Source organism: Chryseobacterium binzhouense, from assembly GCF_007474545.1.
GTDB classification, from domain to species: domain Bacteria; phylum Bacteroidota; class Bacteroidia; order Flavobacteriales; family Weeksellaceae; genus Chryseobacterium; species Chryseobacterium binzhouense.
In genome coordinates this window covers 98,116-112,250 of sequence record NZ_VKOG01000001.1, presented here as the reverse complement: position 1 = coordinate 112,250, position 14,135 = coordinate 98,116, and the positions used below count along the sequence as shown (strand labels likewise).

Sequence of the window (14,135 nt, the reverse complement as noted above, 5' to 3'; positions counted from 1 at the left end):
TTTTTGCGTTAAATGCTTACAGAATTGAAAAGTAAAATATAAAATTAAACGCAAAGTTTTATCAATTATTGCTCACATTTTAAGGAGCAAAGTATTAATCAACAAGCTGATTGATTAAGCCATATTTTCAAGCTTCGCGTAGCAAATTTATTTGCCTTTGCTGTCTTAAATAATACAAGATAAAATATAATTTTTGCATTAAAATTAATTTAAATTACTAAGAATAAGAATTTAAATCAAAATTTAAAATATCTCCCACTCTTTTAAAATCATCATCAATAGTAGCTTTTACCGTAATTCTTTCATTAGAAACAGGATGATTAAAAATTAGTTGATGGGCATGAAGAGTCATTTTGTTAATTCCAAAAGTCTGAAGCCACAATTTATTCTGTTTATTACAACCATGTTTTCTGCAACCTAAAATCGGATGCAGTATATGTTTAAAATGTTTTCTCAGCTGATGAAATCTTCCTGTCTCAGGAATCGCTTCAACGAGACAATATCTCGAAGTTGGATGCTTTAAAAAGGGTAAATCTATTTCCGAAGTTTGCAAACGGCGATAGTACGTTATTGCATTTTGTGTAATTTCGTTTTCGTTAACCAGATCATAATCAATCGTTTCTTCCTCTTTCGTCCAGCCTCGCAGAATAGCGATATATTTCTTTTCAACCATTTTATTTTCAAATTGGGTACTCATCATTCTCAGCGTTTCTTTATCTAGAGTAAACAATAAAACACCGGAAGTTTTTCGGTCTAAACGATGAACCGGATACACTTTTTGTCCGATTTGTTTTCTCAGTTCCTGAATTGCATACATATCTGCTTCTCCGGAATAAAAAGATTTGTGAACCAATAATCCGCTGGGTTTGTTAATGGCAATAAGATGTTCGTCACGATAAAGGATTTCTAACATGGGACAAAACTAAAAATAATAGTTTTATAATTCTCTTTTAAAAGTATAAATAATACCATAAGAGCTTCCTCCGTAATCTCTACTTTCTGCAGTCACCAACTCCCATCCTTCACTTCCGTATTGATTTAGGGTTTTATCAATATCTGCAGGTTCATATTTGGTTCCCCAAAATCCTTTAGGCTCAATAATAACCGTTTTGTATTCGAATCTTTTTCTCATGATAAATTTTATTTTAAATGTACAATAAATTTTGATTTAACCTGATGAGTTCTTAAACTTATCAGGTTGTAATAATGCATTATTTTTGAACCAAAATTAATTTAAAAAACTATATTTGATTAAAACAAAAAATAATGACCGAAACAGACAATATAAATGAAGAAATTCGTAATTACAAGCTATTTAAAATCCAGAGAATGAATGCGAAAGAGCAGCAATTTTCTGAATTTCAGAAAGATTTAATACATATCAGACAAAATGAAATTTTTAATTATTTAATTGCATCTTTAAATGTAATTGCTGTATTATTTCTAGTTTACAATTCAATTAAATCATATTCAGACCACGGTTACTATGAAAAGACTATAGAATTAATTTGGGGAAACTTTATAACAGTCATCTTACTTTCAATATTTCTCACATATAAATTTATTTTATATAATTTGAAGTTGAAAAAACATATTAAGACCGTTGATGGAGCTGTTTCTTATTTTGCCGGAGAAAGTAATATTTTAAAGAGTATTTATGAAAATTATGTTGAAAACTATCTTGAAGAATCTAAAAAGAAAAGATAATTTAGAACTTGTTTTTCAATAACACCGATTGTAGCAACATCCTTTTTCTGATTTGGTTTAAAATAAGAGATGGCGAAAAAGATATACTTTTCGACAGCTTTACGATAAACCACAAGCAGGTTATTGGCTTCTAATAATTTCAAAATTAAAAACTTCCATCTGTCATCTCTTTACTTCCTGCTTTTTCACTATTTTTGCAGTTCAGACGTAAAAAAAATTATGGCAAAGCAAGAAGATGTTTTCAAGAAAGTGATTTCTCACGCTAAAGAATACGGTTTTATTTTCCCTTCTAGTGAGATCTACGATGGTTTATCCGCTGTTTATGATTATGGACAGAATGGTGCAGAACTGAAAAATAATATCAAACAATATTGGTGGAAAGCGATGGTACAGCTGAACGAGAATATTGTGGGAATTGATTCGGCAATTTTGATGCACCCTACAACCTGGAAAGCTTCTGGTCACGTTGATGCTTTTAATGATCCTTTGATTGACAATAAAGATTCTAAAAAACGTTTCAGAGCGGATGTTTTGGTGGAGGATTACTGTGCTAAAATTGAAGACAAAGAGAACAAGGAAATTGAAAAAGCAGCGAAAAGATTCGGTGAGTCTTTTGATAAAGCTCAGTTTGAAGCGACAAACCCTAAAATTTTAGAATACAGAGCGAAAAGAGAAGCTATTCTTTCAAGATTGGCAAAATCTCTTGAAAATGAAGATCTTGCTGATGTAAAAGCATTAATTGAAGAACTGGAAATTGCTGATCCCGATACAGGTTCTAAAAACTGGACGGAAGTAAGACAATTCAACTTAATGTTCGGAACTAAATTAGGAGCTTCGGCAGATTCTGCGATGGATCTTTATTTAAGGCCGGAAACCGCGCAGGGAATTTTCGTTAATTTCCTGAATGTACAGAAAACTTCGCGTCACAGACTTCCTTTCGGTATTGCCCAAATTGGAAAAGCATTTAGAAACGAAATTGTTGCGAGACAGTTTATCTTCAGAATGCGTGAGTTTGAACAGATGGAAATGCAGTTCTTCGTGGCTCCGGGAACTGAACTTGAATTTTACGAACAATGGAAGCAAAAACGTCTGAACTGGCACAAAGCTTTAGGTTTGGGTGATGAAAATTACAGATTCCATGATCATGAAAAATTAGCGCATTATGCTAATGCAGCTGCAGATATTGAATTTAATTTCCCGTTCGGATTTAAAGAACTGGAAGGAATTCACTCAAGAACAGATTTTGATTTAAAAGCGCATGAAGAATTTTCAGGAAGAAAACTTCAGTTCTTCGATCCGGAAAGAAATGAAAATTATGTTCCTTATGTTGTGGAAACTTCGGTAGGTTTAGACAGATTATTCCTTTCTATTTTCTCTCATTGTTTAAGAGACGAAGTATTGGAAGACGGTTCAGAAAGAACAGTTTTATCTTTACCTCCTGCTTTGGCACCAATAAAAGCAGCGATTCTTCCGTTGATGAAGAGAGACGGTTTGGCAGAATATGCTGAGAATATTTTCAACGATCTGAAATACGATTTCAATTTATTCTACGAAGAGAAAGATGCTATCGGAAAACGCTACAGAAGACAAGACGCCATCGGTACACCTTATTGTATCACAGTAGATCACGATTCGCTTACCGATCACACCGTGACGATAAGAGACAGAGACACGATGCAGCAGGAAAGAGTTGCTGTTTCTGATCTGAGAAGAATCATTGATGAGAAAACAAACTTCAGAAATTTACTTTCTAAAATATAGACAGAAAGCCTTGAGAAATCAGGGCTTTTTTTAGGCATAATTTTAAAATTAGTTTAAATTTGTTCAAGATCAAACATTATGGTAATTCTCATTTCTGTTGTAGTTTTTTTTGTTATTGCAATTCTTGCTCTATACATTTCCGGCTACGAATATCTACTGAACGGTATTTCTAAAACCTATCTGAAAGGAAAAACCAGCGCAAATATTGATGACGGAAATTATTTCACGGGAAATATCATTTCTACTAAAACCCCAAAAGCTTGGAAGAAAACGGAAGATTATAATAAAAAAGAATTACCGAAAAATATCGTTGATGATTTATTACAATCTCACACAGCATCTTTTTTAGTAGTAAAAGACGGAAAACTGGTGCATGAGCAGTACTTTAAAAATTACAAAAAAACATCTCTCACCAACTCATTTTCTATGGCTAAAGCTATAACCGTAATGTTGTTGGGGAAAGCTTTAGAAGAAGGAAAAATTAAAAGCCTTGATGATAAATTCTCTGATTATTTTGATGAGTTTAAAACCAAAACATTAGCAGGAAGTCTCACGTTAAAAAATCTTGCTCAGATGGAATCTGGATTGGACTGGATTGAAGATTATAAAAATCCTTTCCTTCCGAATGCAAAAGCTTATTACGGAAAAAGTCTTATCAATGCTACTTTTTCAAGAAAATTCAAAGGAATGCCCGGAGAAATGTTTGAATATCAAAGCGGCTCAACTCAGCTTTTAGGCTTTGCGGTCAAGAAAGCGGTGAATAATACTTTAGCAGATTATTTATCTGAAAAATTCTGGATTCCTTTGGGAATGGAATATGATGCACTGTGGAGTACTGATAAAGCAGGAATGGAAAAAACTTATTGCTGCATTCACGCTACTTCCAGAGACTTTGCCAAGCTCGGACAATTATTTCTAAATGATGGCGAATTTGATGGTAAACAGCTTTTAAGTCTAAATTTTATTAATGAAATGCGGACTCCAACCAAAAAATCTCAGGAAATTTATGGAATGGGACTTTGGATCAATCATGATAATCCTATTAAGCATTATTATTTCTTAGGTTTACAGGGGCAGTACATTATCATCATTCCTCAATATAAAATGGTAGTTGTAAGAACCGGAAGCTACAATAATCTCCCTAAAACGGATAGAGGAAGACCGGATCAGGTGAAATTTCTGGTAAATGAAACGGTGAAATTCTTTTCCTGAATTCCAGATTGAAATTAATTTTTCAGACGTGAAAATCAATTAAACTTTAATGAAATCTGAAATTAGCTTCTGTAAGTACATTGTTTTTTAAAAAATTTTCATACTCAGGAGACAATTGTTTTCTTCCCCAAGTATTTTCTCCGCTCATACTTCCGAGGCGCACTTTATCTTTTCCGTATTTCTTATTCATTGCATCCATGGCTTTCATTACGGGCAAATGCTGGTTTTGGGTGTCTTCCTCAAATAGATTGATCAGCCTTTGATCTTCAGGAACAAAATCGTTGACAATCACTCCGGCTTTTTTATAGTGAAACCCTTCTTCAAATATAGATTCAAACAGATCATTCACAACTCTGCCAATCAGGATTGATGAGTTGGTAGGATTGGGAAGAATCTGGGTTTTGGCATTTCTGTATTCTGGTAAATCTTTTCTGAAGCGGTTGGTTTGTAGAAAAACGGTTACCATTTTGCAGCAGGTATTCTGTTTTCTCAAACGTTCAGAGCAATACATTCCGAAAGTTTCTACACGCTCACGAACATCCTCTTTTTTTGTCAGCATTTCCATAAAACTTCGGGTTACCGCAATAGATTTTTTGGCAGAAGGAGTGCCTAATTCGAGCTGGCGGATTCCTTTTAACTCATTCACCATTCTTACTCCATGAATTCCCATGATTTTACGAACCCACATTTCAGGTTTCTGTAGAAGATCCCAGGCTTTATAAACGCCGTTATCATGCATTTTTACCGCAAGGCGTCTTCCGATTCCCCATACATCACCGATGTTAAGCCATTTTAAAGCTTTTTCAATTTTTTCGGGAGTATCCAGTATAAATACTCCATTGAATCTTTCAGGATCTTTTTTTACAATTCTGTTGGCAATTTTACAGAGTGTTTTTGTAGGGGCAATACCTATGCTTACAGGAATATGGGTTTTAAGCTTGATTTCTTCTTTAAGCTTAAGGCAGTATTCTGAAATATCAACATATTTAAAGCTTCGGAGATCCAGAAAAAGTTCATCAATACTGTAGATTTCATAGTCATTTTTTCCTACATATGATCTGGAAATCCGGATCACCTCCTGACTTTTAAAATTATAAAGTTCAAATTTTGCCGAAAAACATTTTACATCATGCTTCTTGAAAAGCTCCTTATATTTAAATGCAGGAGCTGCCATCGGAATCCCGAGATCTTTTGCTTCTTTGCTTCTGGAAACAACACATCCGTCATTATTAGAAAGTACCACAACAGGTTTATCTTCCAGTGAAGGATCTAAAGTTCTTTCACAGGACACGAAAAAATTGTTGCAATCTACCAGAGCGTACATTTATAGAATAAGTATTTGGAAAGACAAATCTAAAAATTTTTAAACAGATTGTTATGTTAAATTTAAATTTTAACATTTGATTTAATTGTCTTGTTTTCAATGCTTTAAATAATTTATAACACGACGAGTTTTGTCGCATTATGCCTCTACATTTGTTCCGGAGAAAATTTAAAATTTTAAAAAAATCATGGACAAAGCAACGCTTCAGAGAATTGAAAGACTTCATCCTTTGGTAAGAGATGAGGTGAAAAAGATTATAAAAGAATGCAATGAAGCATTAACAGGAAGAGCTAAAATCAGAATTACCCAAGGGTGGAGAAGTTTTGAAGAGCAGGAAAAATTATATGCAATCGGAAGGATTACTTCCGGAAAAAAAGTAACCAATGCAAAGGCAGGACAGAGTATTCATAATTACGGATTGGCAGTAGATATTTGTCTGATTATTGATGGAAAAACGGCAAGCTGGGACACTGTAAAAGATTGGGATAATGACCGGGTTGCCGATTGGTACGAATGTGTGAAAATTTTTGCAAAATACGGATGGGATTGGGGTGGTAACTGGAAAACATTTAAAGATCTTCCTCACTTTGAAAAAAAGAATATTCTGACATCAAAAGGTTTGGTAAAAACTACTTGGAGAAATCTGTCTAAAATGAAAAGGAACGAAGATGATTATGTAATTACTTAAGCTTTATTGCTCATTATCAAAGAGAAATGTAAAAAATGTAAGTCTCCGGCAGAAATTATGGACGGGGACTTATATTTTTTATAAACCGTTGCAATCCTGTAAAATCAGATGTAAATCGTAGGCTAAAAAAATAAGATCAGGAAAAATATCATTTTAATAAAAATTTAACCAAATTATATAAAACTTATTATTTTTTACTAGTGTGAAATTTATATCTTTGTAAACTTAAATCAAGGAGAAAATTATGAGTTTATTCGATATGTTTACGCAAGAAATTGCGATAGACCTGGGAACTGCCAACACGCTTATCATCCATAATAATAAAATTGTTATAGACCAGCCATCTATTGTTGCGATAGAGCGTTCTACGGGAAAACCGATTGCAGTAGGTGAACAGGCAAAACATATGCAGGGTAAAACCCATGAAGATATTAAAACAATCCGTCCGCTAAAGGATGGCGTTATCGCAGATTTTCATGCTTCAGAGCACATGATCAAGGAATTTATCAAGTTGATTCCCGGGATTAAAGGAAAATTTATCCAGCCGGCTCTTAGAATCGTAATCTGTATTCCTTCCGGAATAACGGAAGTTGAAAAAAGAGCGGTAAGAGATTCTGCTCAGAAAGTAAACGCTAAAGAAGTACGATTGATTTATGAGCCAATGGCTGCTGCAATAGGAGTTGGTATTGATGTTCAGAAACCTGAAGGTAATATGATCATTGATATAGGCGGCGGTACTACCGAAATTGCTGTTGTGGCTTTAGGAGGTATTGTTTGTGACAAATCTGTAAAAATTGCAGGCGATGTATTTACTAATGACATTGCTTATTTTTTAAGAACTCACCACAATTTATATATCGGAGAAAGAACTGCTGAAAGAGTGAAAATTGAAGTAGGTTCTGCGGTTGAAGATCTTGATGTGGATATCGACGATATTCCGGTACAGGGAAGAGACCTTATTACCGGTAAGCCGAAAGAAATTATGGTAGGCTACAAAGAAATTGCCCGTGCTCTGGATAAATCAATCATCAGAATTGAAGATTCAGTGATGGAAACTCTTTCTCTTACACCGCCGGAATTGGCTGCAGATATTTACAAAACCGGAATTTATCTTGCAGGAGGAGGTGCTTTACTAAGAGGTCTTGCAGACAGATTGCACAAGAAGACAGGTCTTCCTGTTTTTGTAGCTGAAGATCCTTTGAGAGCAGTAGTACGCGGTACAGGGATTGCGTTGAAAAATATGGATAAATTCAACTTCCTTATCAAATAATTTTAATTTTTACGACTTTTTATCGGAATGGGATTTTTGCTGAGATTATTTTCTAAGAATGCGCTTTTTGTATTCTTTATTTTCCTGCAAATTATTGCTATTATTCTGATATTTTCTAAAAATGCAATGCAGAAATCCTGGCTTGCAGGACAAACTGCTGCTTTTAACTCCAGAGTTTCCGGGTATATAGACGAAGGTGTTTCTTATTTAAAACTGAAAAAGATTAATGAAGATCTCGTTGCCCAGAATAAAGCATTAATGATTGAGCTTTATGGAAAACAGGGAGCAGATAATCCGCAATTCAGAAAAGTACATGATACAATTGGCGGTGGGCAGATCTATACTTTTGTTGACGGAGAAATTGTTTTCAACAGCATCAACAGAAGAGACAATTATTTTACCATCAATCGAGGAAAGAAAGATGGTGTTTTTCCGCAGATGGGGGTGATGGCACCGAAAGGTATTGCTGGGATCGTTATCAATTCTACCGATAGTTATGCATTGGTTCAATCGGTTTTAAGTGTAAATAAAATAAGGATCAATGCTGCTTTAAAAAATTCCGGATATTTTGGAACGTTGACATGGAGAGGCGAAAATTCCCGTCTCATGCATTTGTCTGATGTTCCTAAATATGTTTCTTTAAAGATAGGAGATACCATTGAAACCGACGGCAAATCTGCTATTTTTCCTAAAGGTGTGATGATTGGAACAATTGCCGGTTATTCAGTAGACAACAAAACAGGCTTTTGGGATATTTCTGTGGAACTTAGTGAGAAAATGGGTGCATTGAATAAAGTATATGTAGTAAAAAACCTTAAAAAAGCAGAGGTTCAGAAAATACAGGATACCATGCAGGCTGTAATAAAAAAAGAACATGATTAGCAGAACCATATTTACCGATATTTTAATAATGGCTTTTCTGGTTGCGTTGCAGATTTTTGTGCTCAACCGCATTACGCTGTTCGGGAAATTTACTCCGGTTTTATATCCGGTGTTTGTCATGTTTTATCCTTTTTTCAGAAATAAATTTCAATTTTTAGCTTTAAGTTTTTTAATGGGTCTGGCTATAGATGCATTTTTATACTCTTGGGGAATTAATGCATTTGCAACTACATTGATTGCGTATTTCCGTACTTTGATTTTTCGTACTTCTACAGATACTTCTACAGACTTTTTCTCTTTTCAGTCTTTGCAGTGGTCACAGTTTCTGCTGTTTTTGTTGTCAAGTATTTTTCTGCATCAGCTTTTGGTGCAGTATATTGAATTTTTTAAATTCAGCAGAATTTTTGAAATCTTGCTTAATGTGTTGGTAACTACAGGTATTTCCTTTATATTTATCGTTATTTACGCATTAATCTTTAAAATCAAACAAAAAGTTTGAACCCACGTCATTTAAAAATCTTATCTATTCTTATCATCATTGCTGTAATTTTTATAGCAAGACTTTCTTATTTGCAACTGTTTACCGACCGGTATGCTCTTAATGCTGCGAATACTTCCATCAAGACTGAATACGTCATTCCACAGCGCGGCGTTATTTTCGACAGAAACGGAAAAATTTTGGTTGGGAATCAGCCTGCGTATGAAATTTCTTTTACCCAGGCATTGATGAAGCCCGATTTTGATACTGCAGCTTTTTGTAATTTAATGAAAATTACTGAAAAGGACTTTATCAACAGGATTAATAAAATTAAGACTGAAAAATATTATTCCAAACTTACACCCATGACTTTTCTGAAAGACTTGAGCAGAGAAGACATTGCCAGAGTGCAGGAAATTATATTCAAATATCCGGCATTCAATATCGTTCAGCGTCCTCAGAGGCAATATGAAGTATCAACTTCCGGGAATTTGCTGGGATATACGAGTGAAGTTAACGATCGTGAAATTAAAAAAGACTCCATATATTATCTTCCTGGAGATCTTATTGGTAAGACAGGCGTGGAAAAGTCTTATGAAAAAGAATTGAGAGGAATAAAGGGTGTTAAATACATTCAGAAAGACATTAAGCTAAGAAATGTTGGTCCATACAAAAACGGAACTCTGGATCGTGATGTCGTAACAGGAAAAGACATAACTTTAACTATTGACTATGATCTGCAGAGAATGGCAGAAGAAATGCTTGTCAACAAACATGGCGCAATTGTAGCTCTTGATCCTAACAACGGTGAGGTTTTGGTGGCGGCGACAGGACCGGATATTGATCCTAATCTTTTCACAGGTCCCAATAAGTCTAAAAATCTTTATGCCTTATCAAAAGATACTATTTACGAGAATAAGCCTACTTTTGACCGTTCTTTACAGGCAGCTTATCCTCCCGGATCAACCTTTAAGCTATTAACTGCTTTGGCAGCGATGCAGATGGGTGTAATGGACGAAAAAACGATTTTTCCTTGTGGTGGCGGGTTTTATTATAAAGGAAAAAGAATTAAAGGTCACGGCGGTGCAGATCCGCTGATTCCTTCTATTCAGGTTTCCAGCAACTGTTTTTTTACCTATGCATTCATTAAAATAATTAAAAAATATCCAGGAAATCCTTCACGGGGTGTGGATGAATGGAAGAAAATAATGAGTAGTTTCGGAGTTGGTGAATTCCTGAATAACGATTTTGCTGTCGGAGCAAAGGGAAGAATTCCTTCCGGAGACTTTTACGAAAGAAGATTCAAGGCAATTATGAAAGCCAGCGGATCTAAAAGACAGGATTTTAAAGACTGGGACGAAATGTCAACCGGAGCTATCTACAACGGAATGGGACAGGGAGATGTACTCGTTACTCCAATTCAGCTTGCCAATTATGTAGCAGCAATTGCAAATAAAGGATGGTATTACACACCGCATATCGTTAAATCTATTGACGGAAAGCCAAATCCGGACCCAAGGTTTAAGAAAAGACATCAGACTTTAGTAGATAAAAAACATTTTGATCCTGTATTGAAAGGAATGGAAGCGGTGGTACTTGCCGGAACAGCAAGAGGATTGAAATCAAATGATTTTACGCAACTTGCAAAAACAGGAACAGCGCAGGTTCCGCAAGGGAAAGATAACTCAATCTTTGTATTGATTGCCCCTGCAGACAAACCAAAGATTGTGGTAGTTGCTGTAATGGAACATGCAGGTTTTGGTGCAACATGGGCAGGTCCGGCGTCAACTGTTATTGCTGAAAAATACATCATGGGAGATCTCAAACGAGAGCATCTGTATAAAAAAATGGTTACCTCCAGCTTTATGCCCGAATATAAAAGGCAGTGGATTGCTGATCTAAAAAGAAAAGGGCTGTACAAAGAGCCTAAACCGGACTCGCTAAAACTCAAAAAAATGCAGGACAGCCTGAATCAGGCAAAGAAAAAGAAAGAAGCTTTACAGAAAAAACTACAGTCAGAATCTCCAAAACCAAAAAACAATGAAATGGACAGAAGGAATAGATAAAATTGGACTGGGTTTGTATTTCTTGCTCTGCGTTTTCGCTATTGCCAATATTTATAGTGTAGATGAGGGTTTGGGTAAAAAGCAGCTTTTGTTTTTCGGGATTTCTATTTTTATTGGAATTATTATTTTTTTCAGCAGGAGCAAATTTTTCGAAAATATGTCAGGGATCATTTACATTGGTGGTGTGCTGATGCTTGCGGGTCTGCATGTCTTCGGGACAGAAATACTGGGGCAGAAAAACTGGTACAAATTCGGAAGTTTTACAATGCAGCCTGTGGAATTTTCCAAAATAGGAGTTGCGCTGATGTTGGCAAATTATGTTTCCGGAGCAGAATTTAATCTCAGCAACCGAAAGTCTTTAATTACCGTTTTAGGAATTATTGCTATTCCTGCTGTAGTTGTATTATCAATTCCGGATGTGGGTTCGTTACTTGTTTTTACGGCATTTTTTATAGCATTATACAGGGAAGGTCTTAGCGGTCAGCTTTTTTTTATCGGGACACTTTTTGCATCGGTTTTTCTAATAGCCAATTACCTTAATGATCCATTAGGATGGAGTTTATGGTATTTTACTGTATTTATCATTTTCATTGGTCTGCTTTGGTTTCTTTTTAATGCCGCCTTTCTTCGAAAAAATATTTATAATCTGTTACCCGGCGTTGCGGTAATTTTAGGCTTGGCAGCTTTGTCTTTTATTTCGCCGATCATTTTTGAGAAATTACCAAAACACCAGCAGGAAAGAGTAGAGGTTTTATACAAAGGTGAAAGAGAATTTAGAGATACATCTGGATATAATTTATTGTATTCAAAAACAGCAATCGGATCTGGTGGACTTACGGGAAAAGGCTACAGAGAAGGTTCCGTTACTCAGGGAAAATTTGTTCCTGAGCAGGAAACCGACTATATTTTTTGTACGGTGGGTGAAGAGTGGGGCTTCCTTGGAAGCACAATTTTGGTACTTTTTTACCTTATTTACATTGGCAGGATTTATTATCTCTCTGAACAGCAGAAATCTGTCTTTAACAGGGTTTTCGGGTACTGCTTTGCGTCTATTCTGTTTATGCACTTTTCTATCAATTTAGGAATGGTAATGGGGCTGTTTCCAACAGTAGGTATCCCTTTGCCTTACTTTAGTTATGGCGGCAGTTCCTTGCTTGCCTTTTCAATCTTGACATTTATCTTTTTCAAATTGAATTACGCAGATAAAAACAGCTTGGTTTAATAAGGAAATTAAATATTACTATGAAAGAAATTTACATTGCGGATGAAAGTTTTGAAAATATAAATTTCACTCAAAAACCTTTAAATTTGGGCGAGTATGAAAACTGTACTTTCCGAAACTGTAATTTTGAATACTTAAATATTTCCGGATTTAGATTTACTGACTGCGAATTTATCGAAAGTAACTTAAGCATGACCAAACTTATTGGAACTGCTTTTCGTGAAGTTGCTTTTAAAGACTGTAAAATGTACGGAATGACTTTCAATGACTGTAACGAATTTGGAATGTCTTTTAAATTCGAGGGTTGTGCTTTGAACAATTCTGTCTTTTATAAATCAACCATTAGAAAAACTCAGTTTAAGAATTCAAAGCTTATTGAAGTTGATTTTTCTGAAGCTGATATTTCAAGCTCTGTTATTTCAAACTGTGATTTAAGCGGGACTATTTTCGACAGAACCAATTTGGAAAAAGCAGATTTGAGAACTTCTTTTAACTATACAATTAATCCAGCCCAAAATAATCTCAGAAAGACGAAATTTTCACTTTCTGAAGTTTATGGTCTATTACGTCATCTTGATATAGAAGTTGATAAAAACAGTTAGTTATTTTGATTCATATTATTATAAACAAAAATTAAAGCCATCAAAAACTGATGGCTTTATTTATATAATCAATTATTTAAGACTAAAATCCTGATGCAGATGCAAGGCTGTTGTAATTTTCTCCGTTTTCGTTGATTACTCTTTTGGCGAATCTGTATTTAGGTCCCCAATAAGAATCATTCAGCGAAGAAACCATGACACCTTTAGAAGTTGCGGCGTGAATAAACTTTATTTCTCCATCTTCAGTAACTTCTTCTACAATTCCTACGTGAGATATTCTTCTACCGTGAGAAAAGAAAATCAAATCACCTTTCTGAAGGTTTTCTTTATCTACACTTTCTCCTTCCTGAGCCTGAGATGCGGCTACTCTTGGTAAGCTAAGACCTGCAGCAGCTCCGAATACTGAAAGAACAAATGCTGAACAATCTATTCCGTTTCTTGTAGTTCCTCCATATCTGTAAGGTGTTCCCAAGTAAGTAGATGCTTCGGCTAAAATATTGTCAATTGTTTTGCTGTGCTTGATTGCTTTTGCAATTTCTAAACTCTTCAAAGAATTTTTAGCATTGGATAAAGCAACTGCTTTTTCTGAAACAAAAGAACTGATTAGCAATTTTTTATCCTTTTCCAATTGAGTATCTACTGCGGCTAGTTTGGCATCTGTTTTGTACTCTTTAGCATAAGTTGCTGGTTTTGATACCACATAGTTGGTAACGCAAGATTGTAATGATAATGTAGAAACAAAAGCAACTAAATAAAACAAAACTCTTTTCTTCATATAAATTTTATTATCCGTGTTAAAAAGGAATATTTATTTCTCTAAAGCAATACAAAAGTAGATATTCCCCAGAAAAGTGCCTGTATATGAGTATTATCAGGTTCTTGATTTAACACATTTTAACATATTTTTTAAGTATGTTAAAAGA

Annotated in this window: 14 protein-coding genes; 10 read left to right on the top strand and 4 right to left on the bottom strand. The window is 34.8% G+C overall.

Annotated elements, in window-relative coordinates:
• Positions 1-217: 217 nt before the first annotated feature.
• Together FNE73_RS00560 and FNE73_RS00555 are read right to left on the bottom strand one after the other, a co-directional pair.
• Positions 218-913 (bottom strand): pseudouridine synthase, encoded by a 696-nt coding sequence (locus FNE73_RS00560; protein WP_143882856.1) that lies wholly within the window; start codon positions 911-913, stop codon positions 218-220.
• A 24-nt stretch (positions 914-937) separates the two neighbouring features.
• On the bottom strand, positions 938-1,132 hold the full coding sequence (locus FNE73_RS00555) for a DUF4177 domain-containing protein (protein WP_143882855.1): 195 nt from the start codon (positions 1,130-1,132) through the stop codon (positions 938-940).
• Positions 1,133-1,266: 134 nt separating this feature from the next.
• On the opposite strand from FNE73_RS00555, the gene FNE73_RS00550 reads away from it, so the two are divergent.
• The 3 genes from FNE73_RS00550 (at position 1,267) to FNE73_RS00540 (ending at position 4,680) form a co-directional block, all read left to right on the top strand.
• Positions 1,267-1,707 carry a hypothetical protein gene (locus tag FNE73_RS00550; RefSeq protein ID WP_185147261.1) on the top strand — a complete coding sequence of 147 codons (441 nt, stop codon included), beginning with the start codon at positions 1,267-1,269 and terminating at the stop codon, positions 1,705-1,707.
• Positions 1,708-1,926: 219 nt separating this feature from the next.
• Positions 1,927-3,468, top strand: coding sequence for a glycine--tRNA ligase (locus FNE73_RS00545; RefSeq protein ID WP_143882853.1), 1,542 nt, complete (start codon positions 1,927-1,929; stop codon positions 3,466-3,468).
• A 78-nt stretch (positions 3,469-3,546) separates the two neighbouring features.
• The gene (locus FNE73_RS00540) at positions 3,547-4,680 is read left to right on the top strand and encodes a serine hydrolase domain-containing protein (RefSeq protein WP_143882852.1); all 1,134 of its coding nucleotides are present in this window, start codon (positions 3,547-3,549) and stop codon (positions 4,678-4,680) included.
• A gap of 46 nt (positions 4,681-4,726) precedes the next feature.
• On the opposite strand, the gene FNE73_RS00535 is transcribed toward FNE73_RS00540, so the two are convergent.
• Complete coding sequence (locus tag FNE73_RS00535) at positions 4,727-6,004, bottom strand: Y-family DNA polymerase (protein ID WP_143882851.1); 1,278 nt, start codon at positions 6,002-6,004, stop codon at positions 4,727-4,729.
• Between the two features lie 187 nt (positions 6,005-6,191).
• Here FNE73_RS00535 and FNE73_RS00530 point away from each other — a divergent pair, with 187 nt between their 5' ends.
• The 7 genes from FNE73_RS00530 to FNE73_RS00500 all read left to right on the top strand — a co-directional run bounded on the left by FNE73_RS00530 (position 6,192) and on the right by FNE73_RS00500 (position 13,212).
• A complete protein-coding gene (locus tag FNE73_RS00530) occupies positions 6,192-6,692 on the top strand; it encodes a M15 family metallopeptidase (protein ID WP_143882850.1) in 501 nt (166 codons plus the stop codon).
• 244 nt (positions 6,693-6,936) lie between these two features.
• Positions 6,937-7,962 (top strand): rod shape-determining protein, encoded by a 1,026-nt coding sequence (locus tag FNE73_RS00525; RefSeq protein ID WP_089743371.1) that lies wholly within the window; start codon positions 6,937-6,939, stop codon positions 7,960-7,962.
• A 27-nt stretch (positions 7,963-7,989) separates the two neighbouring features.
• Complete coding sequence (gene mreC, locus FNE73_RS00520) at positions 7,990-8,844, top strand: rod shape-determining protein MreC (RefSeq protein WP_143882849.1); 855 nt, start codon at positions 7,990-7,992, stop codon at positions 8,842-8,844.
• Positions 8,837-9,343 (top strand): rod shape-determining protein MreD, encoded by a 507-nt coding sequence (locus FNE73_RS00515; protein ID WP_143882848.1) that lies wholly within the window; start codon positions 8,837-8,839, stop codon positions 9,341-9,343. The genes mreC and FNE73_RS00515 overlap by 8 nt, the downstream gene beginning before the upstream one ends.
• Entirely contained in the window at positions 9,340-11,388 is a 2,049-nt protein-coding gene (locus FNE73_RS00510; protein WP_143882847.1) for a peptidoglycan D,D-transpeptidase FtsI family protein, read from the top strand. The genes FNE73_RS00515 and FNE73_RS00510 overlap by 4 nt, the downstream gene beginning before the upstream one ends.
• Positions 11,363-12,610, top strand: a complete 1,248-nt coding sequence (rodA, locus tag FNE73_RS00505) for a rod shape-determining protein RodA (protein ID WP_143882846.1) — start codon at positions 11,363-11,365, stop codon at positions 12,608-12,610. The genes FNE73_RS00510 and rodA overlap by 26 nt, the downstream gene beginning before the upstream one ends.
• Before the next feature lie 20 nt (positions 12,611-12,630).
• The gene (locus tag FNE73_RS00500; protein WP_143882845.1) at positions 12,631-13,212 is read left to right on the top strand and encodes a pentapeptide repeat-containing protein; all 582 of its coding nucleotides are present in this window, start codon (positions 12,631-12,633) and stop codon (positions 13,210-13,212) included.
• Positions 13,213-13,294: 82 nt separating this feature from the next.
• Here FNE73_RS00500 and FNE73_RS00495 read toward each other — a convergent pair whose 3' ends face one another.
• Positions 13,295-13,987 carry a C40 family peptidase gene (locus FNE73_RS00495; RefSeq protein ID WP_143882844.1) on the bottom strand — a complete coding sequence of 231 codons (693 nt, stop codon included), beginning with the start codon at positions 13,985-13,987 and terminating at the stop codon, positions 13,295-13,297.
• Positions 13,988-14,135: the final 148 nt, after the last annotated feature.